This window comes from Parapedobacter brassicae (genome assembly GCF_051400755.1).
GTDB lineage: Bacteria > Bacteroidota > Bacteroidia > Sphingobacteriales > Sphingobacteriaceae > Parapedobacter.
Genome location: NZ_JBLFFL010000003.1, coordinates 105,178 through 130,010, shown reverse-complemented (window position 1 = coordinate 130,010; position 24,833 = coordinate 105,178). Strand labels below are relative to the sequence as shown.

Annotated in this window: 25 protein-coding genes; 11 read left to right on the top strand and 14 right to left on the bottom strand. The window is 48.2% G+C overall.

The genetic code is table 11. The features are described from left to right. Nucleotides 1–103: 103 nt before the first annotated feature. The 5 genes from ACMGDE_RS09790 to ACMGDE_RS09770 all read right to left on the bottom strand — a co-directional run bounded on the left by ACMGDE_RS09790 (nt 104) and on the right by ACMGDE_RS09770 (nt 4,188). Nucleotides 104–1,846, bottom strand: coding sequence for an NACHT domain-containing protein (locus ACMGDE_RS09790; protein WP_436832604.1), 1,743 nt, complete (start codon nt 1,844–1,846; stop codon nt 104–106). A gap of 139 nt (nt 1,847–1,985) precedes the next feature. After that, nucleotides 1,986–2,126: a macro domain-containing protein gene (locus tag ACMGDE_RS09785; RefSeq protein WP_436833112.1), complete on the bottom strand. Its 141-nt coding sequence runs from the start codon at nt 2,124–2,126 to the stop codon at nt 1,986–1,988. Between the two features lie 144 nt (nt 2,127–2,270). Then, a complete protein-coding gene (locus tag ACMGDE_RS09780; protein WP_436832603.1) occupies nt 2,271–2,963 on the bottom strand; it encodes a hypothetical protein in 693 nt (230 codons plus the stop codon). Nucleotides 2,964–3,058: 95 nt separating this feature from the next. Then, entirely contained in the window at nt 3,059–3,691 is a 633-nt protein-coding gene (locus tag ACMGDE_RS09775) for a hypothetical protein (RefSeq protein ID WP_436832602.1), read from the bottom strand. Nucleotides 3,692–3,774: 83 nt separating this feature from the next. Next, nucleotides 3,775–4,188, bottom strand: a complete 414-nt coding sequence (locus ACMGDE_RS09770; protein WP_436832601.1) for a helix-turn-helix domain-containing protein — start codon at nt 4,186–4,188, stop codon at nt 3,775–3,777. A gap of 774 nt (nt 4,189–4,962) precedes the next feature. Here ACMGDE_RS09770 and ACMGDE_RS09765 point away from each other — a divergent pair. Genes ACMGDE_RS09765 through ACMGDE_RS09755 form a run of 3 tightly spaced genes read left to right on the top strand, consistent with a single transcriptional unit; the run spans nt 4,963 to nt 10,270 of the window. Then, a complete protein-coding gene (locus ACMGDE_RS09765; protein WP_436832600.1) occupies nt 4,963–5,634 on the top strand; it encodes a TlpA disulfide reductase family protein in 672 nt (223 codons plus the stop codon). A gap of 11 nt (nt 5,635–5,645) precedes the next feature. Continuing rightward, on the top strand, nt 5,646–8,846 hold the full coding sequence (locus ACMGDE_RS09760; RefSeq protein WP_436832599.1) for a SusC/RagA family TonB-linked outer membrane protein: 3,201 nt from the start codon (nt 5,646–5,648) through the stop codon (nt 8,844–8,846). A 20-nt stretch (nt 8,847–8,866) separates the two neighbouring features. Further along, nucleotides 8,867–10,270: a RagB/SusD family nutrient uptake outer membrane protein gene (locus tag ACMGDE_RS09755; protein WP_436832598.1), complete on the top strand. Its 1,404-nt coding sequence runs from the start codon at nt 8,867–8,869 to the stop codon at nt 10,268–10,270. Between the two features lie 38 nt (nt 10,271–10,308). On the opposite strand, the gene ACMGDE_RS09750 is transcribed toward ACMGDE_RS09755, so the two are convergent. From ACMGDE_RS09750 to ACMGDE_RS09735, 4 genes are all read right to left on the bottom strand, one after another. Continuing rightward, nucleotides 10,309–10,719, bottom strand: coding sequence for a hypothetical protein (locus ACMGDE_RS09750; RefSeq protein WP_436832597.1), 411 nt, complete (start codon nt 10,717–10,719; stop codon nt 10,309–10,311). 62 nt (nt 10,720–10,781) lie between these two features. Further along, complete coding sequence (locus tag ACMGDE_RS09745) at nt 10,782–11,363, bottom strand: MauE/DoxX family redox-associated membrane protein (protein WP_436832596.1); 582 nt, start codon at nt 11,361–11,363, stop codon at nt 10,782–10,784. A gap of 82 nt (nt 11,364–11,445) precedes the next feature. Further along, the gene (locus tag ACMGDE_RS09740) at nt 11,446–12,015 is read right to left on the bottom strand and encodes a Crp/Fnr family transcriptional regulator (protein ID WP_436832595.1); all 570 of its coding nucleotides are present in this window, start codon (nt 12,013–12,015) and stop codon (nt 11,446–11,448) included. A 141-nt stretch (nt 12,016–12,156) separates the two neighbouring features. Next, nucleotides 12,157–12,546, bottom strand: coding sequence for a hypothetical protein (locus ACMGDE_RS09735; protein WP_436832594.1), 390 nt, complete (start codon nt 12,544–12,546; stop codon nt 12,157–12,159). Between the two features lie 263 nt (nt 12,547–12,809). Here ACMGDE_RS09735 and ACMGDE_RS09730 point away from each other — a divergent pair, with 263 nt between their 5' ends. The 7 genes from ACMGDE_RS09730 (at nt 12,810) to ACMGDE_RS09700 (ending at nt 17,169) form a co-directional block, all read left to right on the top strand. Next, entirely contained in the window at nt 12,810–13,658 is an 849-nt protein-coding gene (locus tag ACMGDE_RS09730; protein ID WP_436832593.1) for a hypothetical protein, read from the top strand. Between the two features lie 162 nt (nt 13,659–13,820). Beyond that, on the top strand, nt 13,821–14,102 hold the full coding sequence (locus ACMGDE_RS09725; RefSeq protein WP_436832592.1) for a helix-turn-helix domain-containing protein: 282 nt from the start codon (nt 13,821–13,823) through the stop codon (nt 14,100–14,102). Between the two features lie 354 nt (nt 14,103–14,456). Further along, on the top strand, nt 14,457–15,095 hold the full coding sequence (locus tag ACMGDE_RS09720) for a DUF6266 family protein (RefSeq protein WP_436832591.1): 639 nt from the start codon (nt 14,457–14,459) through the stop codon (nt 15,093–15,095). A gap of 63 nt (nt 15,096–15,158) precedes the next feature. Then, entirely contained in the window at nt 15,159–15,794 is a 636-nt protein-coding gene (locus ACMGDE_RS09715; RefSeq protein ID WP_436832590.1) for a DUF6266 family protein, read from the top strand. Between the two features lie 17 nt (nt 15,795–15,811). Next, nucleotides 15,812–16,288 (top strand): DUF5675 family protein, encoded by a 477-nt coding sequence (locus ACMGDE_RS09710; protein WP_436832589.1) that lies wholly within the window; start codon nt 15,812–15,814, stop codon nt 16,286–16,288. Nucleotides 16,289–16,784: 496 nt separating this feature from the next. Next, complete coding sequence (locus tag ACMGDE_RS09705; RefSeq protein ID WP_436832588.1) at nt 16,785–17,006, top strand: hypothetical protein; 222 nt, start codon at nt 16,785–16,787, stop codon at nt 17,004–17,006. Further along, the gene (locus ACMGDE_RS09700) at nt 16,996–17,169 is read left to right on the top strand and encodes a hypothetical protein (protein ID WP_436832587.1); all 174 of its coding nucleotides are present in this window, start codon (nt 16,996–16,998) and stop codon (nt 17,167–17,169) included. The genes ACMGDE_RS09705 and ACMGDE_RS09700 overlap by 11 nt, the downstream gene beginning before the upstream one ends. Before the next feature lie 151 nt (nt 17,170–17,320). On the opposite strand, the gene ACMGDE_RS09695 is transcribed toward ACMGDE_RS09700, so the two are convergent. Beyond that, nucleotides 17,321–18,280, bottom strand: a complete 960-nt coding sequence (locus ACMGDE_RS09695) for an RpnC/YadD family protein (RefSeq protein ID WP_436832586.1) — start codon at nt 18,278–18,280, stop codon at nt 17,321–17,323. Nucleotides 18,281–18,334: 54 nt separating this feature from the next. Continuing rightward, complete coding sequence (locus ACMGDE_RS09690) at nt 18,335–18,715, bottom strand: hypothetical protein (protein WP_436832585.1); 381 nt, start codon at nt 18,713–18,715, stop codon at nt 18,335–18,337. Between the two features lie 443 nt (nt 18,716–19,158). On the opposite strand from ACMGDE_RS09690, the gene ACMGDE_RS09685 reads away from it, so the two are divergent. Beyond that, a complete protein-coding gene (locus ACMGDE_RS09685; protein ID WP_436832584.1) occupies nt 19,159–21,066 on the top strand; it encodes a glycosyl hydrolase family 28-related protein in 1,908 nt (635 codons plus the stop codon). A 4-nt stretch (nt 21,067–21,070) separates the two neighbouring features. Here ACMGDE_RS09685 and ACMGDE_RS09680 read toward each other — a convergent pair whose 3' ends face one another. The 3 genes from ACMGDE_RS09680 to ACMGDE_RS09670 all read right to left on the bottom strand — a co-directional run bounded on the left by ACMGDE_RS09680 (nt 21,071) and on the right by ACMGDE_RS09670 (nt 24,806). Further along, complete coding sequence (locus ACMGDE_RS09680; RefSeq protein WP_436832583.1) at nt 21,071–22,510, bottom strand: capsule assembly Wzi family protein; 1,440 nt, start codon at nt 22,508–22,510, stop codon at nt 21,071–21,073. Beyond that, on the bottom strand, nt 22,494–23,738 hold the full coding sequence (locus tag ACMGDE_RS09675) for a WcaI family glycosyltransferase (protein ID WP_436832582.1): 1,245 nt from the start codon (nt 23,736–23,738) through the stop codon (nt 22,494–22,496). The genes ACMGDE_RS09680 and ACMGDE_RS09675 overlap by 17 nt, the downstream gene beginning before the upstream one ends. A 72-nt stretch (nt 23,739–23,810) precedes the next feature. Next, nucleotides 23,811–24,806 carry an acyltransferase family protein gene (locus ACMGDE_RS09670; RefSeq protein ID WP_436832581.1) on the bottom strand — a complete coding sequence of 332 codons (996 nt, stop codon included), beginning with the start codon at nt 24,804–24,806 and terminating at the stop codon, nt 23,811–23,813. Between the last annotated feature and the right edge of the window lie 27 nt (nt 24,807–24,833).

Below are 24,833 nucleotides of genomic sequence, written 5' to 3'. Positions count from 1 at the left end.
GGACACCCCCTAACTTGTTCTTGATTTTATTGTGTTGCCATGTTACTTAATCTGCTTAAAGTTACTTTTCTAATTGTAACTGTCAGATTAAGTCGTGACTAATTTATATTAAATCGATGATTCCACTGTCGCTATTTTCCTCATCCCTAAGAAATCCTCTACAGTTCTTTATTATTGACGGTAATAAATGTTTTAGATTCTTAATTTGGTTATTATATATCGAAGATAATTTTTCGCTCTCTGTTTTTAAGAGTTTAATATTGCCGTTTTCATTCTTCAATTTACGGTTTCTTGAAAATATTTCTTTGAATAATCGGTTTCTCTCGTCGGCAAAATCCGAAAAAGCTCTAAATAACTGCGTCAAATCAATATGGCTCGTGTGGAAAGATAAACTGAAATAGCGAACAGAATCAATTAGATTCGCTTTTTGCTCTTCGGTCAATTCAAGTTTAATCTTTTGATTAACTTCCTCAAAATAAGGTATAGATATGTTTCTTATAACTCCCATAGGATCTTGTTCAGCGATTAAAGAGTAAAAGTTATCTTTAGTAAAATAATCTACAATGTCGGAGGTAACAAATTGGTCTAAAATCCTCTTATAAATCTCCTTCTTATTCTTAGGATCTAAATTGACAATATATTGTGATGCAAAGTATTCTTGAAGAGACCTGTGAGGAAACACATAGTCTATTCCTTCTTTATTCAAAATGCATATTCCAACCTGTAAATCGTCTAGCAAATCTTTATTGTCGAACTCAATGGACTTCTTTTTATCCTTTATTTGATTTAAAATAGCTTCAATGTAACTGATATCAAAGACAAACATTTCGTGAAAAAAACTTATAAAGGAGAATAGCTGAAGAACATATTCAAATTGCTCTTTATTGAGTCCAGATTTTTTTTCCCTTGTCCATGACAATTTTGACATACTATCGTGTAGATAGAATAGAGATTCGAAAACCTGTCGATAGAAAGAGCTTCTTTTAGGCGGAACGTTAGAATAAGTCTGATATGTTAGAATAAACATTGACAGAAGTAACGGATTGCTAAGGTAGGACGTATAATTGCTATTTTCGGCTGAGTTTGCCGCTTCTACTATTTTATTTGCTGTTTCTTTTTCTTTGGGTGGGATTTGCTTCCTGACGAATTGTTCTATTTCGGCCTCACTAAGGGGACACACTTCAAAGTTTCGAAATTTTGACAACAACTCAATGTTTGTAAATGGTCTTGTTGTTAACAAATAAGAGTTTTTGTTATATAACTTGGTGAAGTCGTTAATGTTCCTAGTAATACCATCTTTGACATGGGAACTCAATTCGTCATAGCCGTCAAAGAAGAAAATGAAATTACCAGATTTTAATAGCCTATCAATAATATTATTATCAAAAGCCAATTGCTGGAACTTGAATATCTCGTGTTCAATAAAACTATTTAAACTTCCACTATAGCTATTCAAATATCGCAATTCGACCTTAATAGGTATCTTGAATTTCTCTTCAATTGCTTTAACAACTAAATATTTAACAATAGTACTTTTCCCACTTCCTGCTGTCCCCATTATGGTCAGAAAGTCAGAATGGTCGGCAAATAAATCTCGGCAGCTCAGCGTAGGCAATCTATCTTCTTTGTAATTATTGCCATGCTTCCTTATATGAAGAGGTAAATAAAAGTCGAATAATTTAACGGGTTCAGTTCGATGTACTATTGTCTTAGTGTAATAATTTCTTTCATACTCTTCAATTTCGTACTCCAACATTCGGTTAGAAATGATGTTTTTGAGTTCAGCGCCTAGTGTAGACCAGAACGCATCAAGGGGTTTCCCTATCAATTCTTTAATTAATTCCATAATCAGCACGGTTATAAGTGTTTTATTTAAATATTTATTAAGTGTTGGTCTCGGATTGAAGGGTATCCGAGTTGTAATAGTATTTTACTTTTTTTTCATATGTCATTAATATTCTTTTAGTTATCAGCCTAATTGGTTTTCAATTTATAAAGGTAAACTGCCCTACGGAATGGATTACGTACTTCGCAGGTAGATTGCCAGCGGTGGTGATCATCGCTTCGCCCACGTTGCAAGCCGACCTGTTTTGCTCAGATATGCCATAAGCTTTTGTTAGGTTAATGTTTGTAGCATTGTGCCTAATTACTCCACCTTTTGTTTAAAACGGCACATCGGTGAGCGGTGGCCACCATCAAAAATGGGAAGAGCCTTCATCAGCGAAAACCATAACCCAGTTACCTCCGCCATATCCAGGCAGTAGTAAATTTTATTTGGTCACTATACATTTCTTGAAATTAAAGGAAGGAAATGTTTTTGTAAGCTCGTTGTTAAATATAAAACCATAAAGAATTTCATATTTTCCTTTTGGAAAATCATTGCTTATCCTAATTATATTATTTTGAGATTTTACTTCGTAAAATTCTTCGAGAATAGAAGTTCTGGCTTCATTGGAGTTCTTATTGTCGAAACGGTAGATATTAACTCTTAAATAAGCAATATCCTTCGTGAAAGTCGGGTTAAAAAAATCAAGTCTTATATCCAGAAAATCATTGTTCATATCGGGACAAACGGAAGTAAAATAAGCAGAAGAACTGCCATATGTGTACCCTTTACTTTTTATTCTATTTTCACTTCCTGTTAGAATTAAATTTGGGATTACTCCGTCAACATTTTTTGTTAGCGTAATTCTTTCTTTGATTTGTCTGTCATAATTATTCAATAGCTCTAAGTTTTTAATTTTCCTTTCAAGTTCTTGTGTTGTCGAATCACCGTTTAATTCGTTTGGAATTTTGTAATCGTGGACTATTTTAATCGTATCAGTATATTCCTTTACAATCACCGGGTCGTTCGGAACAATCTTGTCTGACGTCTTAGTTATTATTATTGTTATTATCACACCTAATACGAACGATGATGCATTCCTAATATTTTTTTTTTTGTTTTCTGATAATTTTTTCATTTGGAGGTATCTGTCTTTCTATTGGCTTTTCACCATAGGTCTGTATTCGTGTTTGATATCATAGAACGCGATATCAAAGGTTGAGTTCGTCTTTGTTAAAAATCTATTAGTTCTGTTAATAATTTATGAATCGACAACAAGTTGGCTTTAGTGTTTTTGACGGAATCATCTAACCAGTTGGCATATTCCGCCAACTCTGCAACATCGTTGTCAGAAATAATACCATCATCTTTTAAGGAATTTAATATCATACTGGACATCTCCAGGCGTACATCAGTTGCTCTAATCTCTGTATAAAGTTTGTGATAGAATTGGTATAAGGTTTTATCTGATCTCTTTTTGAAAGTTGACAATACCAGATTTATATGTTCAATCATAAGATCATGTTCGCTTCGGTACTTTTCTTTGTTGTTGTCTATAAGTGTTTTGTGAATTAACAGATTCAAAAACTTGTGATTGTGCTCGATTAATTTGTCTTGTTTTTTGACAAATTCTGATAATACCTTCCTTTGATCATCCGACAGCCCTTCTTCACTAATCGCATAGACATTCATGAATGTATCAAAATGTTTTGACGCATTCGAAATCCCCAAAATTTCGACTTCATATTCTTTTTGATTTCTCCAAGTAAACAATGCCCAAAATGCGGCTAACACTAATAGTATTGAACAGCATACTTGTATCCAGTCTGTAAGCTTTTGTTCTTTTAGAAATCTAATTACGGCCATAATTCATTTAGGTTCATTGGTTTGGTTTCTGGAATAAGCGGTTTATAATTTTATTGCGTCACTATCTGTTAGCCGGCTAAATTTTACTCATCAGTTCCTTTCTTATTCATCTTATTCACCTCCGCTTTCGTTTCCCCATCGACAACAACTATTTCCACCACTACATTTTCCATAATCTTGGAATCACTTCCGTCGGCTTTCTTCTTAGGCACTTTTTTGTATCTAATAACAATCTGTTCATCGTTAGGTATTCCAGAGGGGAAAAATTCATCAAGGCTTTTGAAGCCGAATACTCTTTTCAAAATCCCTATATGGCGCAAATTATATTTCTCTGGCTGATCCAAAGATTCGCATTTGCCGACAAAATTGACGGCAAGAAGCATTTTACCACTCAGAACCTCCTGGGACCATCCTCTTTTGTCACGGAATGCCTTTACATTTAATATTAATTCATATTCTATTCGAAAGATAGCTTTTGTCTGATAAATCTCGGTCATAAATAAAAATTTAACCACCAAATATTTGGGGGTTTAGAACATTGTTCTTATATTTGTTTCAGCGATTGATAATCACGGCAATTTTGCCTTGATGAACGATGTTTTCTCGGTCCGTAAACGACCAATTTCCACCGAGGGAACCGTGTGATCGCCCCATGCTTTGAAAAAGTTTCCTACTTTTGTCATATAGCATGTGGGTGGCTGCACGTCAGCTTTAGGTGGAAAATGTGCTCTCGTGAGTCTCGTGAAGACTTAGGGACTACTGGGTTGGTCACCCTCGGGCCTAAGGTGTGCGGCTGCCCCTTGCTTATTTCAAGTGGTGCCTATTACACTTCGAGACCAACATCGTTCATATCATAACCACATTGATTATGAAAAGAACGATTTTAAACCAAAACCAAAATGCCGAATCCCGCCTCAACGAGGTGCGGCTACGGTTTGTGCAGCGTATCCTTACAAAGAACGTTATATGCGGTCCCGAATAGGGCTAGCCGAAAACGAAGCAGCCGACGGAAGCGCGTAGGAGAGAGGCCTAAAAAGCCAAACCCCGAAGCACGGCCAATAAAAAGCCTCTTCCTCTGCTGCCACCGACCCCAATGCTGAAAGGATAAATCCGTTTTAGTTCAGGTTGGAGAAGGTGTTTATTTTCAGTCAATTCGCAATAGCTAAAAGTAGACGCTTTTTTTCATACTTCCAACTTTCATGGAAATTTCTTCGGCGTTGGAGGCCGGTTTTTGAAACAATTTTTCTTAAACCGTTAACTACCAATATCTAATGAAGCAAAATTTACGCTTAGGGGTATACTATGCCCTAACCAAACATATACTCAAACATCTCGACATACGACATATCAGTCTCTTGGCTGTAGTTTCTTTCATGTGTGCAGAAGCCCACGCACAGCGCCCCGAGCCCTCGGGGCCTGTGCTGTCGGGTATTTCCTCGGATAGTATCAAGCCCTTGCAAATCGGGGATACCATCCCCGAAGCCTTGTGGCACCTGCCGCTGCAGGTGGTGAACCATCCAGAAAGGAAGGATACCATTACACTCAATGATTACCGGGATAAGAAGCTGATCATATTGGATTTCTGGGCCACGTGGTGCAAGCCTTGCCTGGAGTCGCTCAATAAGCTGGATGCAATAAGAGATTCGGCATTTCAGGCTGAACTGGCGGTTATCCCAGTGCAGGCGTTCGACAGCGAACGCCGGGCTGTAGCCTTCATGGAAAAGCATCAATGGACCCGGTATTCGATCGTGAACGACCCTGCACTGCACGGCATCGCTTTTTCGCGCTATGTGACGGCCTTCGGCACCGTGTGGATACATGAGGGCAAACTGCTGGCTATTCCGCAGTATGAAGATATCACTGCCGAAAACATCGCCAAGGTCATCAACGGCGAGCATGTGGATATGGAAAATCAGCCTGAACAACCTATTGCCAACAACTAAACCATCTTGAAATGAAATCAACCCTATTATTGATACTATTCTTATGCTTTGCTGTGGCCGCGGCATTTTCCCAGCAGATAATAACGGGCACCGTGAGGTCGGCAGAAGAGCGTGCACTGCTTGGTGGTGCCAATGTCCGCTCAATGCGGTATGGCGGGTCGGCTACGGCGGATGCCGAAGGCCGTTTCCGGATCATGGTCTCTGTGGATACCGATACCATACTGGTAACGTATGTGGGCTACATACCGCAACGTATGCCCACCAATGGGCTGAATGGCTCCGAATCCATTGAGATTCATCTCGAAACGGACGCATCCGCGCTGGAAGAAGTAATCATCAATACGGGCTACTATGAGGTGCCCAAGGAGCGGGCCACGGGCTCCTTCATGCACATCGACAACGAGCTGCTCAACCGCAGTGTGGGACCGAATGTCCTGCAACGCCTGGAAGGCATCGCACCCGGTGTGCAGTTTGTCAATGCCGGAGGCACTTCGCCCGCGGACATCCGTGTGCGCGGAGTGGCCACCATCGAATCGGATGAAACGCCGCTCATCGTGGTGGATAATTTCCCTTACGAGGGTGATATCAACAGCATCAACCCCAACGATATCGAGAGCATCACGGTGCTGCGCGATGCAGCGGCAGCCAGCATCTGGGGTGCCCGTGCAGGGAATGGGGTCATTGTTATCACCACTAAGCAGGGGCGATACAATCAGGCAGCCAAAATATCTTTCAACAGCAACTTCACCATGGGAGAGAAGCCGGATCTATTCTACAGCCAGAGCTGGCTGCCAGGTGCCACGGTGATGGAAATTGAAAAGGAATTGTTTGAACGCGGCCATTATGCCGAGGAGCCGCGGACGCCGATTCCGGGTTATGTGGAGTGGTTGATCAAGCACCGGGACGGGCTGGTCGGTGATGCGGAGCTGGCCCGGCAGGAGGGGCTCATGCGCAGCACGGATGTGCGCACCGAAGCCATGCGCCACCTATACCGGGGTGAGGCCCACCAGCAGTATGCGCTGAATATCAGCGGGGGCGGGGAGCGATACCGCTACTACCTTTCCTCTGGATATGACCAGAATCGGGGTGTATTGGTAGGTAACAGCAATAATCGATTGAACATCAATCTGCAGAACACCTTCCGGCCCATCGACGGACTGGAAGTGACCGCAGGTATCTGGTATGCCCAGCAGCGGGCGGCCAGCAATGGCCTTTCCCTCGGCAGCCTCGATCCGGCCGCTGCACAGCAGGTGTCTACCTACGTGCGCCTGGCGGATGACGATGGGAATGCGCGGGCCATACCTCAGGAACGGCGATTGGCATATTATGACGCGGCGATGGGCGAGGGGCTGCTCGATTGGCACTACCGCCCGCTGGACGAGCTGCGGCTGGCCGACAACACTTCCAGCGGCAACGAGTACCGGCTGAATGCCGCGCTGCGCTACAGCTTCCTCGACCATTTCAACCTGAACGTGACGTACCAATACCTGCAAAGCAGCAGTACGAACGAAAATTACTATGATGCCGATAGCTATTTCGTGCGCAATATGGTAAACCGGTTCACGCAGGCAGACGGAAGTTTGGTCGTGCCGCATGGGGCGATCCTGGACGGCGGGCGCAATGCCGTGGGCCGGAGCCAGTCCGGCCGTGCACAGCTCAATTACAGCCGTGATTTCGGCAGCGACCACAGTGTAACGGCCCTGGCCGGTGCGGAGATCCGGGAGGCCATCAGCGAAAGCTCGCCGGGCTACCGGATTTACAACTTTGACCGCGAAGTGCTGACGGGTACGGCCACCTACAACTATAACCAGTCTTATCCCGTGCGGCCCTCTGGCAGCTCGCGCCTGCCCACACCCCCTACGGGTTTGACGCATTATACCGACCGCTACCTGTCGTACTTCGGCAATGCGGCTTACACCTATGCCGATCGCTACACGCTCTCGGGTAGCCTGCGCTGGGATGGCAGCAACCTCTTTGGGGTGAAGACCAACCAGAAGGGCGTGCCGCTGTGGTCCATCGGCGGCAGCTGGAATATGAGCAAGGAAAGTTTTTACGGGCTGCACGAGATCCTGCCATACCTGCGCTTGCGGGCAACCTATGGCAGCGCGGGCAATGTCAATAAGCAGGTGAGCGTATTTCCGGTGGTGCGGTTTACCACCAACTCCACCACCGGGTTGCCCGTGGCCAACGTGCAGAGCGTGGGCAACCCGTCGCTGCGCTGGGAGCAGGTCAATACGTTGAACTTCGGGCTGGACTTCGCCAGCCGAAACAACCGGATACAGGGGAATGTGGAATATTATGTGAAACATGCCGAGGACTTGATCGGCGAGGATTACATGGCCCCATCTACGGGGATCAACAGCGCGGCCCGGCTGTCCAACCAGATCAATTATGCCAACCTGCGTACGCACGGCTGGGATGTGCAGGTCACTACACGCAACCTGACGGGCGCACTGAAGTGGCAGACCGATTTCCAGTTCAGCTACGTGCAGAACAGGGTCACACATTTCAACATAGGAGATGTGCCTACCATCGGCACCTATTTTACCAATCCGCCCCCTGTCATCGGCCGATCGAGGGATGTGGTATATGCGCTGCCCTGGTATGGGCTCGACCATGAGACGGGGTATCCGGTGATGTACAGTGATGGCGTCCGGACGGATGACTACGAAGCGTTCTACGGAAGTCATAGTGCCGATGAATTAGTGGTTGCCGGAGTCGCCGTTCCGCCTTACTATGGTAGTGTGAGGAACACGTTGGGATGGCGTGGAATAGAACTCGGTGTAAACATTGTTTTCAGGGCCGGATATGTGTTTCGGCGGCGTTCCATGTTTTCGGGCCAGGAATTTTTCGGTAACGCCGGATATCATATGGACTATTTCAAAAGATGGCTGCAACCGGGCGATGAATTGCGCACCGATGTTCCCGCTTATGCGTCGGCATATACGCCGTACGCCGATGCGGTATACCGGGATTCAGAGGTTTTAGTAACCAAAGGTGATCAAATAAGACTTCAAGATGTTACGATTGGGTATACCTTAAATGTCAATCGCAGGCGAAGCTTTCCTTTACAAAGCATACGCCTATATGCTTACACCAGAAATTTGGGGATACTATGGCGATCTAACGACAATGGCATAGATCCGGATTTTAAAGATGCAGAATATCCCGCTCCTCGAACTGTCGCACTGGGTGTGCAGTTAGATTTTTAACCAACGAAAACGAAGCAGAAATGAAGACAACAAAATTTTTATTGCTCGCCATACTGACGATATTTGCCGCATGTGGGCGCGAATTTCTGGATATCAAACGGGATGGGAGCCAAGTCATACCCCGAACGATCCAGGATTACGAGGCGTTATTCAATAACATGAATGCTGTCAATTACAATTCGAGCCATCTGCTTTCAGCGGTAGGCAGCGACGAGTATTACCTCACGGACGATGATTGGGTAACGCTAAGGGATCCTTATCAGAAAAATGGCTATATATGGGCTTCAGATGTCTATCAACAGACAAACGTAGGGGATTGGGACAACGCTTATCACCGGATACTATTGGCAAACATGGCGCTGGACGGTGTAAGTAAGATTTCGCCCGCCGATGATGAAAACGCCTGGAATCGAGTTAAGGGTACAGCCCTGTTTATCCGGGCATTTAACTACTATTGCCTGGCCCAGCTATTTTGTAACCCGTATGATTCCACTTCGGCGTCAATCGACCCCGGAGTACCATTGAGGCTTGAGGCCGATATAACAGTACAGTTAGGACGTGGAAATGTGGCAGCGCTCTATGATCGGATCATTCGGGACGCAAGCAGTTCACTTGAATTTTTACCGCAACATTCTGAAAACACCCTGCTCCCGGCCAAGCAGGCGTCTGAAGCGCTACTTGCAAAAACGTACCTGAATATGGGAAAGTACATCGAAGCAGAAGCTCATGCCGAAACATGCATTGCACTTGGTAACGGATTGATAGATTTCAATATAATTGACTCAATTGGGTATTACCCTTTTCCATCGCAGCCTTATACGACAGACCGTAATAAGGAAGTTATATTTTTTTCGGCCATCCCCAACATCGCTGTCACGGATCCTGCGAGACTTAACGTGGATACCGTTTTGTTTGGAATGTATGCAGAAAATGACCTGCGTCGCCATGTTTATTTTGAGCGGGATGCGGAGGCACTTTTCAGCGGCAAAACAGATAAGTTATTGTTCAAAGGAAGCTACTGTGGCGATGGGCCATTTGGCTTTTTTACCGGCCTTGCCTTGGATGAGATGTATTTAATTGCGGCTGAATGCGCCGCCCGCTTGGGAAATCATACCAAAGCTCTTGATCGGTTGAACTACCTGATGAAAAATCGGTATAACAAAGATGCCTTTAATCCAATTGTGGACCAAGGTTCCAAAGCGCTCCTTGAAATCATTGTAGCTGAACGGCGTAAAGAATTGATTTTCCGTGGCATTTCGTGGGAAGACCTGAGAAGGCTTAATAAGGATGAAAACCATAAAAGAACGTTGTATAGGACTGTGCAAGGAGGTACATATGAACTTGAGCCGCTTTCAAAGCGATATGTTTGGCCTATACCGGATGAGGAAGTTGCACTGGCTGCGTTGAAGCAAAATGAGCGATAATCGATAAAGGAGGCCCACGCAGGGCCTCCTTTGACTACTTAGGGCCTGTCACTGGCATCGTCTCCAACGGTGACTTCGCTGCTATCTTCCGCTTCCTCAACCGTGTTTGGTACTTCCGTTGCGGTTGCGTCAAAGGCGAGATGAATCGCACAGCGATCACCAGTATTTTGCTGAGCACAACCAAGCCCACTCGTCGGCGGATCGGTGGTGAGTTTCATTCCGATTTGCTGGTTCCCAGGATCCGAAGCTGGACTTCCTGTGATACTTACATTGTACCACCCATCCTCAGGGGCCTGGGTAGACTGAACCACCTTAAACGCCGAAAACCCAATAAACGTGACCACCAGGGCCAGGGTGAAGAAATAATCCTTGACTACCTTCACCGATTTTTGTAATAGTATCATTATAAATAATTTTTGCGGCACACCTTTTTTGCCTGCGGCATGCATGCAGGGATCCGTAATCGGTGCAGGCCACCTGCTTCAGGTTTCCTGTACCTTGCTGGCGCTGCTCACGGCCTGCGCCGGAAAAGCGCGAACTTCCGAGGGAAACGTAGCCGCATAATAAGGGTGCGGTAAATAGGAATGTGGTTTGTGATTCTTTTGCCCCCGAAAAGTCGGGTGGCTTTATGGTGGGGTTTGCGCTCGCCGTCAGTTTTTTGAGGTCTTGTAAGCCGGATGCCAAGGACAGCCAGTAGGAGGTAGGCTGCGTTGAACCATAAATGCTCCTCCCAGCTAAGCCCGCTGATCACCGACCCGCAGCCGCAGGGGCGCTTTTCGTACCAGCCCAGTACGCCAAATAGGATAAACAACGTAAAGCCGAGCATGAGCACCGCCGAAAGCCACGTCCCTTGGTGCTGGCGCTGCCGGTTGCGCGGCCAAGCGATGAGCACCGCAGCTGCCAGCTCCAGCAGGGGCAGCAGCCAGAAGAGCACATCGGCCCACCAGCTGGGAAAAGGCTGCCGTAGCAGGGTGCTGTGGAAGCTCGTCAGATCCCACAGCTTGTCCGCTGCGACCGGAACCCACAGCGCCAACAGTGCCAGCCGGATGAGGGAGGTAATGGTGTTTGTGAACGGTTTTTTCGTAATCGACATAATGCAAATATGAAGTAAGGAAATGGGGTAAATAGTCCGATTTCGGACTGAATTGATGATCGGTTCAAGTGCGATCGCCATGCTAGCGGTTCCAGGCAGCTTTGGCTCGGTAAAACTGGCTACGGCTCATATGCAGGAAGGCGATTTGCTGGTGTTCGTTTAATTGGGCGTACAAATCGGGCAGGAGGGTTCTGAACAGGGCATACCGCTGGACGGTATTGGCCAGGGCAAGCAACAGCATGGTTTCCTGGCGCTTGATGCGCTGCTGCTTGAGCACGTGCAGCAGTTCGCTCACGCTCATGAAGTGTTGCTGGGCTTGGCGCATAACGGCCACCGGAATGAGCAGCAGCTGGGTGGGCCGCAGGAACTGGATGTGGAAATCCGGGGCATGAGTCGTAAAGAGGTGGCGGGTACCGGTAAAATAACGGTTGGCGTCGACTACCCAGGCATAGGCTGCTTTATTACCGGGCAATAGCTCAAGCGCGGCGACCAGTCCGTTCAGTACAAAGCACCAGTATGGCTGTACGTCTTTCGCTAACATGAAATAGCTGCCCGTTGCATATGATCTGACCCGGGCATGTTCTTGCAGATATTCCCATGCTGCCTGTTCGGGCTGGAAATGCTTTTTCCAGTAGGTGTAAAATCGTTCCATATGCAACCGGCTACAGAAAAACACCGCCCAGCTCGGGCTCCGTGGGCTGGGCGGTATAGAATCGGTGGCCCGCAGGATATGCCTGCCCCCGATGGAAAACCGGTGGCTGATGCCTCTACCTGCCTGAAGGCGGGCGGGGCATCAGTACACGATTATAAACGTAAGGTGACGGCCTTCGCCTCCGCTGCTGGCAGTGCTGCCGGGCGACGAGTCCAATTCGCCTTCGCTGAGCACCAGCTTCGTATTGGTGATGCTGATACCTTCCGGCTGCTCCGGCTTGTTCAGGATGATCGGAATCCGGTGCCGGATGGCGTAGGCGATTTCCACGGCCCAAACCTGCCTCAACGATTCGTCGATGCCGATGAGGAATGTTACCTGATCTGTGCTCAATTCAAACCGGTAGGGTAGCCAATCGGCCAGTCCGGCAGCAACTAAGGCTGCCTCTTTCCACAACTCGGCATCGGTCTGTGCATACAGGGCGCTTTGCCATAGCTGCACCCCGTCATTGGTAAATAAATACCTGTCTTTCATGTAAAGTATTTGTTAGGTTTAACCATAATAGACACACACCGCGTGTGTCCTTTGGTGCCGAAATTAACGCCCGCACCGGGCCGTTACAGCGGGGATTGCGTGGTTTTGGAATGAATGGGCAGGGTTTTCGGGAAGAACGGGCGAAGCGGGGATGAACGGGCAGACCACCGGATGAATGGGACAATCGGCCTCCGTGGTTTGGGTTTTTGCCCGTCATTTGCTACCTTAGAAAATCCATACCATACCCAGACTGCTGCTGTACCATGATTGTAAATTTGCTGCACACGTCGGATGGTGCTAGGGATGCCCCGCATGTAGAGTATCCTGATAAGTGGGCCATCCCGTTACTTGCCGCCTCGATCGGCCTATTGATGGTGGTATATGGCCACCGCATTCCATTCGGCACACTCCTTTGGGCGAAGGGCTTTTACTTCTCTGTCATCCCCAGTGTAGCATGTGCATACTTCACCATGCGGATCGTATCCGGTGGTGCACGCTACCTGGACAAGCGCCTGCCGTGGCGCAGCTACTTCTGGAAGCGATTGGCCGCGCAGGCGATCGGTGGCTTGCTGATCCCGGCGGTTTTCGCCTTGGGTTGGAACCTCCTGTATTTTGTTTTCCGAAAGGTGCCTGCGCGGATCTTCGATTACCTGGTACAGGACCTTCCCTTTGTGGTCGTGCTGCTGCTGTTGTTGAACGCTTTTTACATCCGGTACTATTATTGGAAGGTGCCCAGGCAGGCCGCCGGCGCGGAGCAGGGTGCGGCTGCGGTTCCCGATATTCCACCGGCTGTCCCGGATCAGACTGATCATTCACTTCCTCCTTTGCCGCTGGCGGCGTATTACCAATCCGAAGGAAAGGTGACGATGGCGTATTGGGAGGAGGGGACGCGCACGATCGATACCCGTACCATCCGCGAATTGCAAGCTGAACTGAATACTCATCAGTTTTTCAGTATCCGAAAGGGTGCCATCATCCGCCGGGATATGATCGCAGCGGCTAAACCCATTGGGCGGCATTATCGTATTACGCTGCGGCGCCCGTATGAGCGTGTCGTGTTTTTGACCAGCAAGGCGCGGACCGGTGCCTTTCTTGATTGGTATCAGACATAAGTGTTTTTTGCTTAAGTTTGTAATAATGAATTGTTACATCTGCCACTTGTCGGCGGTTGCGACAACTACCCGTGGAAAACCAACATTACCTGCCTGAGCACGCCTGCTTCGAGGTGTCGCCGGGCTCCCCGCATTGACAATGGTGCTAAACCACGATTGTCCATGAAAACCTTTATCCATACCTTGACTGATTACCTAAGTGAAATCATCACCCTGCTGCGCCAGTGCGTAGAAATGCTGCATGCCATCCAACGTGAGCAAGCCGAAAACCCCGATCCCCTTCATGACGCGAAGTATGCGGCAAACCGCATCGGCGTGGTAGACAGGACACTCTACCGCCTTATCAAGAAGGGTATATTACCCGTGGACTCGTATGAGAATGGCAGACGCCTGTTCCGCGAAAGCGACATCGAACGCTGCCGGAGGTATTACCACGGGGAATAGGCTTGGGTCCGGCTTGGGTGCTTATCCGACGCTGACCGCTGGTTTGCACTGCCTTGTACTGAGGCTCAAAGCGGACGGTCCGCAATGAACCTCGGCCGAGTGAAGGCGGAGGCTGGGCTGAGCACCGAAGCCGATCCCGAGCGGGGTTTGTTACAAACGTCAGCAGCCACCATGACATTTAGCGGACATCTTCCGGACAATTTTTGGCTTTGGCCGGACACCTGTCGGACAATCGTATGTCAGCTATAGTATGCTATTTTTCAGTGTTTTATGTTTGCTTCGTCGGTGTTGGGCTGCCCCAGGGCAGGACACCGGCGATGGTTTTTTTTAAGTCAAACATAAAAATGAAATGATATGGCAAAATTCGTAAACGGTGCCATTGGCACCTTCTCCGGAAAAGTGGGAAGCATCATCGGTAGCAGCTGGCGTAGTATCCCTTACATGCGTGGGTTGAGCAAGAAACGCACGAAGCCCTTTACTGAAGCACAGCTTGCGCAGCAGCAGCGGTTTGGTCTGATGGGACAGTTCCTGCTGCCCCTGAAAGGACTGTTGGAGATCGGCCTGACCAACATGGATGAATCGACGGCCACGCTCTTCAATCGGGCTATGGCACTCAACCTGCCTGCGGTGACGGGCATGTATCCAGACTTCACTATTGACTACACTGCTGTACAATTGAGCAAAGGATCGCTGCAACCGCTGCGTGGGGTGTCCGTGACCCCGGAAGCGGGCGTAGCCAACGTAACCTGGAATCCGGTGGCCAACAGGTATAGCGGCAACGCGGACGATGAGGTCTTGGTACTGCTGCATGACCATGAGCTGAACCTGTTCTACACCTCGGACGAAATCGTGGCGCGGTCAGCCGGTGAGGTGGCCATCCCGTTGGATACCGACACGGCGGGTCATACAGCAGACGTCTGGCTATTTGCGATCAGCCGGGATGGAAAAAAGATCGCTAACACCGTGCACGCTGGGTCACACGTACTCATTTGATGCTCAGGATATCATAAACCTTGGACTGGAGCTTCGTGCTCCGGTTCATTAAATCATGCAACAATGGCTAAATTAATTGATTTACTGACTTTTTCAGGAAGGGTAGGTGATATGGTGGGCTGCATGGGACCTACGGGGTTCTATCTGCGCAAGCGCCCGAAAAAATCGGCGAAACCGCCCACGGCACGGCAGCTGGAAACGCGGGCAAGAATGACAATGGTGATGCGGTTTCTCAGTCCGCTGCGCGAAATTATTTACCGCGGCTTTGCGTCGCCTACAGACCGTGGATCCAAAACCGGAGCCCTGAGCCGGGCAACGGCACTGGCCATCACACACGCGGTGGCGGGCGAATATCCTGATCTGTACATCGACGCCGCCCATGTTCAACTGACAAGGGGTACCCTACGCCGGTTGTTGAAGCCTTCGGTGACCACTGTCGGCACACTGCTGAAGCTGGCTTGGACGCCGAATGTCGACCACTTCGGCAATGCCTTTGCCGATGACGTGGTGTACATGCTGATCTACCAAGCGAAGGAGGGTGTGCTGCTCACGGGTGAGGCTACGCGCGATGCAGGGGAAGTAGCTGTGGACATTTCGGCTGAACCCCTCGGCAGCCGACTGTTGGTATACGCCTGTACCGCTGAACGCGACCACAAACGGTTTTCGGATAGTCAATACCTGGGCGAAATAGAACGGTAATCTTAACCCAATATCAAATGGACAATACCATAAAAATCATCCGCGTGGCGCAGGGGAAGGACAGTACCCTGAGCCACCTCTATATCGACGGCCTGTTCTGCTGCTACCTGCTGGAAGACAGCATCCGCAAGGAGAAGATACAGGGCCTTACCTGCATCCCCGAAGGAACATACCGCCTGCGGCTCAATCCCTGGGCGGGGATGAATGCGCAGTACGGTGTGAAGTATCCGAAGGTGCACCGGGGCATGGTGGAGATCACCGGCATCCCTGATTTCAGCCTGGTGTTCATCCACATCGGCAACTACCACACGCAGACACTGGGCTGCCCGCTCGCGGGATCGTACTGGCAGCGGCTGGACGGTGATTATCAGGTGATGCACTCGGCCGCGGCGTACAAGTATGTGTATCCGCTGCTGCTGGAGCAGATTGATAAGGGGAATGATCGGTTGGTGGTTTTAAACCGGTGCTCCACGTCTGGATCCGGGGGTTGGTGATTGGGGTTTTAGCCTGCTGCTCGCCAGCTGGATCTCCGTCGCTACGCTAGGATCTCCTAGGCTGGCTCTGCAGCAGGCGTAAAACAGATGGGGATGGTTGGTTGGTGATTGGAGGGGGTAGCCTGCTGCTCGCCAGCTGGATCTCCGTCGCTACGCTAGGATCTCCTAGGCTGGCTCTGCAGCAGGCGTAAAACCGGTAGGGGTGGAATTGGGGCTTCGCTTCCGTCTCCCCATAACCCAGCAGCTTAGAAAGCCCAAAAGAAACCTAGTGACGCGGACCGCAGGGAGCGTTGCAGTTTCGTTGGGCTTTCTAACAGCGACCCCATTCGTTCCAGTTGCGTCGCACACCCAAAGTACTCCACAGCCCTCTACACCAAGCAGCTATGAATGTGCGTAAGCAACCTAGGGGCGTGAGCGCAGCGAGCGTTCCAGTTGCGTCGCACATTCATAGCTGCCCCCAATCACATTTATTAATCACAAAAAGAAAGGAGAAAATATGAACGATAACAAAAAAGCCGTCGGACATCCCGAAGCGGGGAAGCCGACCTTATACGAACGCATCAAGGAAGGGCTGGCCGTAGCGAGCCAGCTGATAATTGCCTCCCCGATGAAGCTGCCGCCCAAGGTGGTGGCCGTAGCCAAGTACCTCGCACTGGCGCTGGGCGTGCTTGAGGCGGTGGAAGGCGCCACCCGAAAGGAGGAAGATGATGAAGGCTAACCAACAGCTCGGCATCGGCACCACGGGCGGCACGCTACTGGGTGTCATCGGCCAGCTCGGCATGCACGATGTGCTCAAAACAGCCGTGCTTGCCGCCATCGGCGCGGTGGTGAGTTTCGCGGTCACCCTGCTGCTACAAAGGTGGAAGGGGAGAGGGCGTTAAAATGGATTGGGGTGTCCCCGGTCGGGCGGGAGTCAAGCGATGAGCTTGGCTTTCGTTTTCTGTCTTTTAAACGTAATCCTCAGCTGATTCCTCAATGGCATAATCTACGTCAAAGTACTTCAGGGTTTCTTTAAGCACTTTCACATCCTGGCTATTTCTTCTTTTTGGCCAATTCAGAGCGGACTTTGCGCACGAAAGCAACGGAGACCTCGGCGGCACTTGCTGCCTGTTCATCAGTAAAGCCAAAATCAAGGATGAGGTTTTCGACTACATCATAGCTTTTTTGCTGTAAGCCCTGTTGTAAGCCCTGTTGTAAGCCCTGCTGCCGTTCTTGTTTTTTGAGTACTTCTATAACACCCATTTCAATAGCGCCTCCTGTCACTTCATAAATGAACTTATCAAAGTTACGATTTATTTTCTCATCATCAATGAAAATAAAGTTTTTCAGAAACACCAAGAAATTAATTATACGGTCTTTATCATATTTATCGGAAGCAATCAAAGCCCTTGCGATGGTGCTGCGGTCCTCGCCAAGCTCCTTTTCCGGCACCTTACCCTCCAGCAATGCCTTTTGGCAAGCCAGTACAATAAGCGCAAAGGCATTGTCCATAGTCAGCAGTTCTTCCTCGGTGTGATCGAAGATGTGGTATGTGCGGTAACGGAAACTGATGGTGGTATCTAACACTTCTCTCCGGTATTCCTCCGGCTTGGACTGGCTACGGCCGCCTGTGAAAACCGCGATGGTAGCCACTGCAATGCGATATCTGTCCCATATACGGTAATTGTACCCATAGATGCGCTCCGCAAAAGTCGTATCGTCACCACCCTCTATCTCTGTGTTGAGCAGGATATGCCGTTCGGCACCGTCCTTTAGGTAAACTTTCACCAATAGGTCTGCCACACGCTTGCCTTGCTTGCGCTCCCTGTCGGGGATGATTTCAAGCAATTCCTTATCCATAAACATGAATCCATGTTCAAAATCAAACAGTTCATCCGCATTGGGATAAAGGAAACGGAGAAAGTCAGTAAAGTTCTCCTCGAACGCACCTTTCAAAAATTCATCATTCTGCTTGGGTGGTTTATTGTTGGTCTTATTTCTTTTCTTAGGCATGATGGCAAATATAAGTTTTTCCGTTTATTTTTTGCCTTGCCTCATTGCCTTCCGTCATTTGAGCCGCTTGATCAGCAATGATATTTTTCCCGAGTTGTTGAAGTACCAGTTGGGTATGTCATTTGCAAATAGGTATAGTACCCCCGTAAATGGCATGGTTATGACTTTGGATTTCCCGATCTCGAAATCGTGCGTTTTATCGATCGACCCGATCAGCGAAAGCCATTTTGCTTGCCGGTAGCGTTTATACCGATTGAAGGGGCGCTTAAAAAAACTTGAATGGCCAGCCGCATCTGTTTTGATAACGAACTCCTTCCAGCGTCCCTTGGAGACAAATTCGTAGGTCTCTTCGGTAATGACGACCAAACCAGTTGGATTCCAAGGTTGTTTTGCATCTACTCTGATGAGCATAGATTGATTGACTGACAATCTCATGGCTGTGGTTTTGTAGTTTAGGTAGGTAAAGGAACGATGTTACTTTTCAGTTAACAAATATAGTAACTGAAAGTAATAATCAATGGGTATTTGGCAATATTTATCTGTTCGATGTGTCGCTCGATAACTTTTTATTTCCGTAACTTTATATTAAATATTGACAGCTATCTTAGTCAGTGATGACTTCCGAGGTTCCCTGCCCATTGTAGGCATCCAATCGTTGAAAGACGAGTATAAGAAATAAATAATCAGGCTATGGCAACGGTATTCATATCCCCAGTAGCCCCAACGTCGGGGGATGGTATCGACGGCGATCTGTACTATCAGACAGCGCCAGACGGAACGCATATTTGGCAAAAATTAAGCGGCACATGGGCTGACTTAGGTATTGTTGGCGATTTGCCGCCTACCCCATCGGATGAAACATTTATAATGGTTTAACTATGGCGAATTTAGTAGGTAATACCATCGTTAATAATTTCGACAGATTCACGGGTGAGCCGTTTAATGCGGAGAAAGTGACTGTTTGGGCTGATGGCACAATAATGGATGATTCCAAGGTTGACAATGTGATGTATTTCAAGGTCGATACTGGTATTGGCGGTGGCTATGCAAAGCGCACTTATACCGGTCCTGCAAACGTGAAGTGGTTCGGCGCCAGAGGGGACGGCATTGCTGACGATACCGATGCGATAAATTTGGCCTTGTCGTCACCGGCAGGTAGCTTGTTCTTGGAATCGGGGACTTATATTGTCAATTCACCTATTTTGGTAGAGGGCGGGAAGGAACTTATCGGTGAAGGGCCTACGTTGAAACCCGGTGTATCCGCAATCGGTGATCTGGCTACTTGGGGGACGGTCATTAGGTTGTCCGGCGGGAAGAATATAATAAGCGGGATAAAGATAGATGTAAGGGGCCTCACGCAGTCGCAGACAAGTAAATATGTCATTAGGATGATGGGGGCTACCGAGAATCAGGTATCCCATATAGATGTTTTCGTCAATGACGAGCTTACCCCTACAACAGAATACAATCAGGCTATAGATGTGAATTCAGGCTGTATTGACAACAAAATAACGGATTGTCGGATTTACGGTGCCGGGATAAGGTACACTGCCAGCGGGGCTATCGGGACTTTGGTGGAAAGGTGCCTCATAATTAATGCGTCTGCTAATGGTATGACAGCTAATGGTAACGCCGCAGAACCGGTTACGGGACATATCCTTAAAGATAATACCCTCCGTAACTGCAACCGGATGGGGATAGAGGATTATGGTGATGTTCTGGGTACGATCATAACCGGTAATGTTATTGATAATGTTGGCGTCCTCGAACACAGTATGTGTATATCCGCCGTTGGTAACAAATCGATAGTTTCAGGCAATATATTGAGCGGATTCACGGAATATGGGATAGAGAACGCCGGTAACTCGGGAAATGTAGTGACTGGGAATATTATAACTGGCACCGCTGGGATAGGCATCATAGCCAACCTGACCATCGATATGCAGAATATAGAAAGGCCTTACGGGAATATGGTGATCTGTTCCAATTCCATAGAAGGGCCTACCTACGGCATCAGGATGTTCGGGAATGTGTACGACGCTTCTGTAACTATCACTTCAAACGTGCTGAATAATTGTAGAAATGGAATAACGATAGAGTCTCTTACGAGTAACAGTACATCGGCAATGATAGTCGGGAATAGCGTGTATTACAAAGGACCGGATACCGTAGGGGCGAGGATAGGGCTGAGGATAGTCACTGGAACGACCACGAAGGTTATAATTTCTGGCAATTCTATTGTGTTCCATTCCGATACAGGAGGTAATTTCCAGCAATCCGCCATCAGTTTCAGTTCCGAGTATTGCGTCATCACCAATAATTTCATAAACGGGAATGCCGTAACTTCAGGCGGCGGTCCCGTCCGATTTTGGTCCTCCGGCGCTGCGTCACCAAATTCGATAATAACCGAGAATATTGTGATAGGAGCAACTACCGATTTAAATGGCTTGGAAAGTCCATACATGATGGGTAATCTGTTTGATACACTTAATCAAGGTTCAAGGCAGACCATATCCTTTTTCAATGGTTCAAGGATCGCCAAACAATCAATAACGGCGACGACTGCGGGGCAGGCCATATCAAATCTGTTAACAACACTTTCCGCGTACGGCCTCATAACTAACCAAACGGCGGCAATATTAGCGGCAGGGACCCCATCCGTAGCATCTGCCGATACTGCAACGGCCCCAAGCGCTGCATACAACCAAACGGAAGTACAGGCTATACTCGATGAATTAAGAGATCTTAAAACTAAAATGCGGGCAGCAGGTTTGCTTGACCTATAACACATCACCTATTCACGATATCATATTTAATCCCCAGCAACCCACCTATATTATTATAAAACCCGCCGGCATCCACGGCCACTCCGCCGGACAATTGCAAGCCGGGCACAGTTTGCAGATCAACAGAGACCTCATGCAGGCTGTAGAACTGATTTTGAGGTGAGGCCGTGATAAAATTATCATGTGTACCGAAATTGCGGGTATAGGTCAGCATCGTTCTTCCGGAAATGCCGGGCGCGTACCGGTGCAGCATGCCGATGTGTCCGCCCACAATGCGGTTATTGATGAAGTTTCGGTTGCCAAGATTTCCTGTGCTGCCGTTCTTCCAATCCACCGCCTCGACGGGAAGAAAATTAGCTCCGCGATGCAGGTTGAGGAATAGCGGTGTTCCAATGCTCCGATACTGGTATTCCCAACCGGTAGCATAGACGCCATTATTGTAATAACTTTGTAGTTCAGCACTTTGAAAACTTTCCATCTGCTTGGTATAGATAAACTCAAACATCAATCGATCCAACCAATGATGGTCTTTCAAGGTTACGTTTAGGCCGCCAACGCGGTCGATGTTACGCATATCAATGCCCATACCACTCTCAAACGGCACTTGGAAGTACATGTGCCATAGAATATCGTTCATTTCTAAATCACCGCCGAATTCGATTACACCCCGTTGATCGCCGGCACGGTTGGGCCGTATCCCATCGGGATCGCTGCCGTCATTCGCTTCTCTTACGAAGAGGACGTCGAAGAAGCCTGCCCAAGATCGATCCAGTTTAAAATCGCCCCGTTCGCCAGCCCACACGGCAAAGTGTTGCACGCCGCCAAATACTTTAAAGGGTCCATTGCCCAATTTCGCATAAAAAGACTTCTCGTGCAGCCAAGCACGTTTCATGGATTGTTCCTCGCCCATCCAGCCGTGGCTGATCGATCCCTTGATTTGCAGCCAGCCGTTGGTATAGGGCACCGGCGTGTAATCTGGAAAGGCAAAGCCGATTTTCGGGATGGGTAAGGCATTGCCGCTGAGCCCCAGAGAACCGGTGGATAGCAAGGGGTCTACCTCGCCTAATATTTCTTGAAACCGTCCGCCGCGAAACTCTAACGCCCCATACCGCGCTTTCAAGTATCCCTGCTGGATCACCACCCGATTGAAGTGCTGATTGTTGACGATATTTGCGCCGTATTCCAAGCGGAAATTATGTTTTCCGGCTGGATAGGTGTGAGCGCCCCATGCCCCGATGTGGGTGGACAGGTCCATACCCTCCTCACTGAGCATTCCGAAACGGTTGGATTCGATCCAGAGGGGTTGAAAACCCTTGGAAGCAAAGGTTGCCATGGTTCCCACCTGTACCTTCAACGAATCGGTTCGCTGTGTTAATGAGTCTGTTTCTTGCGCATGGGCAATTGTCGTTAGGAGTAGGAGAGAAAGACTAAGCGTGTTTTTCATGAGTTGTCAACGTTACCAAGTTCTGTTCAAATTCCTTTAATAACTGTTCTTTACTCAAAAAGCGTTCCGCATATTGCCGGGCACGCTCCCGGGGTGCGTTTAGGTCAGTATGAAGTGCTTGTTGCAAGCCGTTTACGAGTGCTGCTGCTGATTCTGGTTCGATGAGAATGCCCAATTGATGGTGATCGACCACCTCATACAAAGCGGTGCCCGGCATTGCGGAGACGATGGCGCACCCTCCCGCAGCAAGGATGCCGGTAAGTTTGCTGGGCATCACCAGGTCGGATGCCGATTTCTTTTGCAGCACCAGGTGCACGTCTGCTGCGGCCAGCAAGGCCGACAGTTTTTCATAGGGCTGCAAGGGATAAAACCGTACTTGCGGCAATCCGGCTTGCTCGGCCATCGTCTTGAGTCGGTCGCGCGCACCGCCTGAACCGCAGATGACGAAGTGCACGTCAGGCTTATCGCTGAACGATTTAGCAGCATCGATGATGATCTCTATCCCCTGTTTTTCGCCGAGGTTGCCGGAGTACAGGATCACCTTGTCGTCCATGGGTATACCCCATTCGCTTCTCAGCGACTGTTCTTTGGGGAGGGGTTTGATAGCCTGCTCATCGACCCAGTTGGGGAACATGATGTATTTCGTTTCAGAAACACCTTTGGCCAGGATCTTCTTCTTCATGCCCAAGCTGATGGAAGACACCGCATCGCTTTGGTCAAGCAGGTATTTTTCCGCTTTGAACATCGCATTGAGCAGGCGTTCGTTGCTGATCATGCCCAATTCTTTCGCAGCGTCTACCTGCAGATCCTGGATGTGGGTGACCAGTTTGGCTCGTTTTAGCTTCGCGTAAAGCATGGCAAAAAAGCCCAAGTGGAAGGGTGGGGTGATATCGATGACCACGTCATATTTCTTTTTCAGCAATAGGCCAAACCATTTTGGGAATACCCCGCCGAGGAAGGAAAATTCATGCAGGATGCGTTTTTTCGACGTCACTTCCTTGGGCACATACAGCGGTACACGATGTACCGTCACGCCGTCGACTTGCTCGGTGATCCATCCTTTGCCCTTGTATGCTTGGTGTATCTCCCATTCGGGATAGTAGGGTTTGGCCGTGACGGCTGCCACTTCATGCCCCTGGGCGGCAAACCAGGCACCCATCTCACCGGTATATTTGCCGATGCCGGTGAGTTCTGGGGAATAATTGATACCAAAAATGAGTATACGCATCGTTTCAGTAATTGTTATGCACACTTAACACCAGCGTGTTAATGTTTTCTGAGGTAAGCGATTTTCGTCCAATTAATTTTCTTTCACGCCCAATAGGAGCCTAGCCAACCATTTCTGGCGCTGGAGGCCAACGACGAACAGATAAGAGCATATGAAGACAAAACTTGTCATGGCGACCATGAAAAACAGGTCGTATGTGATGGTAATCTTTAACACCTTACCAACTATAACTCGCCATAACCAAATAAAAAGGAAATGTGAGAGATAAATGCCGTAGGAGGTGGTACTCGCCTGAATGATTTTTTGGCTGACCGAGAATATCGGCCGACCTATGCAGATGAGGAATACGCTGATCCCGCCCAGGGCATTAATCATATGGTAATCCAAAAAAGTCAATTTGACTGTATAAAAACTACAGTACAATGTCACTACAAAAGCAACCAGTCCCAGTATTAATAGCCACACATTGAATGCGGGTTTGGTAATCTTGTCCTTCGTCCACCATACCACTAATACGAAAACACAAAAAACCAACAGTCCTCCAAGGGAATGTGCGAATTCCTCGTATTTCACCCCGATGAAAAAATGAAGGAGCCCAGCCGCTAGACACCCTACAGCTATCCATGTCAACCTTCGTTTTATGGCGTGAAACAAGCCGTATAAGATGAGCTGGTAGCTGATTAACAAGGGAATAAAATACATCTGTGGGGTCGTTTTGCCATACAACAGAAGTTCCCACCAATTATCTAGCGTCAATACTGGGGAGGGAGACTGGTTGCGGAGATGCAAGATAACCGTATAGATGAGTGTCCACGAAAGGTACGGAACGACCAATCGGTGGAAGATTTTGCTAAAATGATTCACCGGCCTAGGACTGGAAATCCCGATCAGAAAAAAAGCCATCGAAACCAATATGAAATAAGGAACCCGAAATGGAGTGAATAAGGATGCAAAAGTGGACGCTGCAACGGTATCATGGTTCACATGGGCGGCAATTACTCCAAATGCAGCGATTAACTTGAAAATATCAAGAGCCCTGTTCTTTTTCTTCTTTTCTGTTGCTACCATTACCTGGTTCCTTAATCTATCGTTTAA

Bases quoted from the DNA above. Each gene is read 5' to 3' on its own strand.
- ACMGDE_RS09755 (WP_436832598.1), top strand. From the start codon at position 8,867: ATGAAGACAACAAAATTTTTATTGCTCGCCATACTGACGATATTTGCC.
- ACMGDE_RS09790 (WP_436832604.1), bottom strand. From the start codon at position 1,846: ATGGAATTAATTAAAGAATTGATAGGGAAACCCCTTGATGCGTTCTGG.
- ACMGDE_RS09745 (WP_436832596.1), bottom strand. From the start codon at position 11,363: ATGTCGATTACGAAAAAACCGTTCACAAACACCATTACCTCCCTCATC.
- ACMGDE_RS09675 (WP_436832582.1), bottom strand. From the start codon at position 23,738: ATGCGTATACTCATTTTTGGTATCAATTATTCCCCAGAACTCACCGGC.
- ACMGDE_RS09720 (WP_436832591.1), top strand. From the start codon at position 14,457: ATGGCAAAATTCGTAAACGGTGCCATTGGCACCTTCTCCGGAAAAGTG.
- ACMGDE_RS09685 (WP_436832584.1), top strand. From the start codon at position 19,159: ATGGCGAATTTAGTAGGTAATACCATCGTTAATAATTTCGACAGATTC.
- ACMGDE_RS09695 (WP_436832586.1), bottom strand. From the start codon at position 18,280: ATGCCTAAGAAAAGAAATAAGACCAACAATAAACCACCCAAGCAGAAT.
- ACMGDE_RS09680 (WP_436832583.1), bottom strand. From the start codon at position 22,510: ATGAAAAACACGCTTAGTCTTTCTCTCCTACTCCTAACGACAATTGCC.
- ACMGDE_RS09700 (WP_436832587.1), top strand. From the start codon at position 16,996: ATGAAGGCTAACCAACAGCTCGGCATCGGCACCACGGGCGGCACGCTA.
- ACMGDE_RS09670 (WP_436832581.1), bottom strand. From the start codon at position 24,806: ATGGTAGCAACAGAAAAGAAGAAAAAGAACAGGGCTCTTGATATTTTC.
- ACMGDE_RS09710 (WP_436832589.1), top strand. From the start codon at position 15,812: ATGGACAATACCATAAAAATCATCCGCGTGGCGCAGGGGAAGGACAGT.
- ACMGDE_RS09750 (WP_436832597.1), bottom strand. From the start codon at position 10,719: ATGCATGCCGCAGGCAAAAAAGGTGTGCCGCAAAAATTATTTATAATG.
- ACMGDE_RS09765 (WP_436832600.1), top strand. From the start codon at position 4,963: ATGAAGCAAAATTTACGCTTAGGGGTATACTATGCCCTAACCAAACAT.
- ACMGDE_RS09725 (WP_436832592.1), top strand. From the start codon at position 13,821: ATGAAAACCTTTATCCATACCTTGACTGATTACCTAAGTGAAATCATC.
- ACMGDE_RS09740 (WP_436832595.1), bottom strand. From the start codon at position 12,015: ATGGAACGATTTTACACCTACTGGAAAAAGCATTTCCAGCCCGAACAG.
- ACMGDE_RS09775 (WP_436832602.1), bottom strand. From the start codon at position 3,691: ATGGCCGTAATTAGATTTCTAAAAGAACAAAAGCTTACAGACTGGATA.
- ACMGDE_RS09690 (WP_436832585.1), bottom strand. From the start codon at position 18,715: ATGAGATTGTCAGTCAATCAATCTATGCTCATCAGAGTAGATGCAAAA.
- ACMGDE_RS09780 (WP_436832603.1), bottom strand. From the start codon at position 2,963: ATGAAAAAATTATCAGAAAACAAAAAAAAAAATATTAGGAATGCATCA.
- ACMGDE_RS09705 (WP_436832588.1), top strand. From the start codon at position 16,785: ATGAACGATAACAAAAAAGCCGTCGGACATCCCGAAGCGGGGAAGCCG.
- ACMGDE_RS09730 (WP_436832593.1), top strand. From the start codon at position 12,810: ATGATTGTAAATTTGCTGCACACGTCGGATGGTGCTAGGGATGCCCCG.
- ACMGDE_RS09760 (WP_436832599.1), top strand. From the start codon at position 5,646: ATGAAATCAACCCTATTATTGATACTATTCTTATGCTTTGCTGTGGCC.
- ACMGDE_RS09735 (WP_436832594.1), bottom strand. From the start codon at position 12,546: ATGAAAGACAGGTATTTATTTACCAATGACGGGGTGCAGCTATGGCAA.
- ACMGDE_RS09770 (WP_436832601.1), bottom strand. From the start codon at position 4,188: ATGACCGAGATTTATCAGACAAAAGCTATCTTTCGAATAGAATATGAA.
- ACMGDE_RS09715 (WP_436832590.1), top strand. From the start codon at position 15,159: ATGGCTAAATTAATTGATTTACTGACTTTTTCAGGAAGGGTAGGTGAT.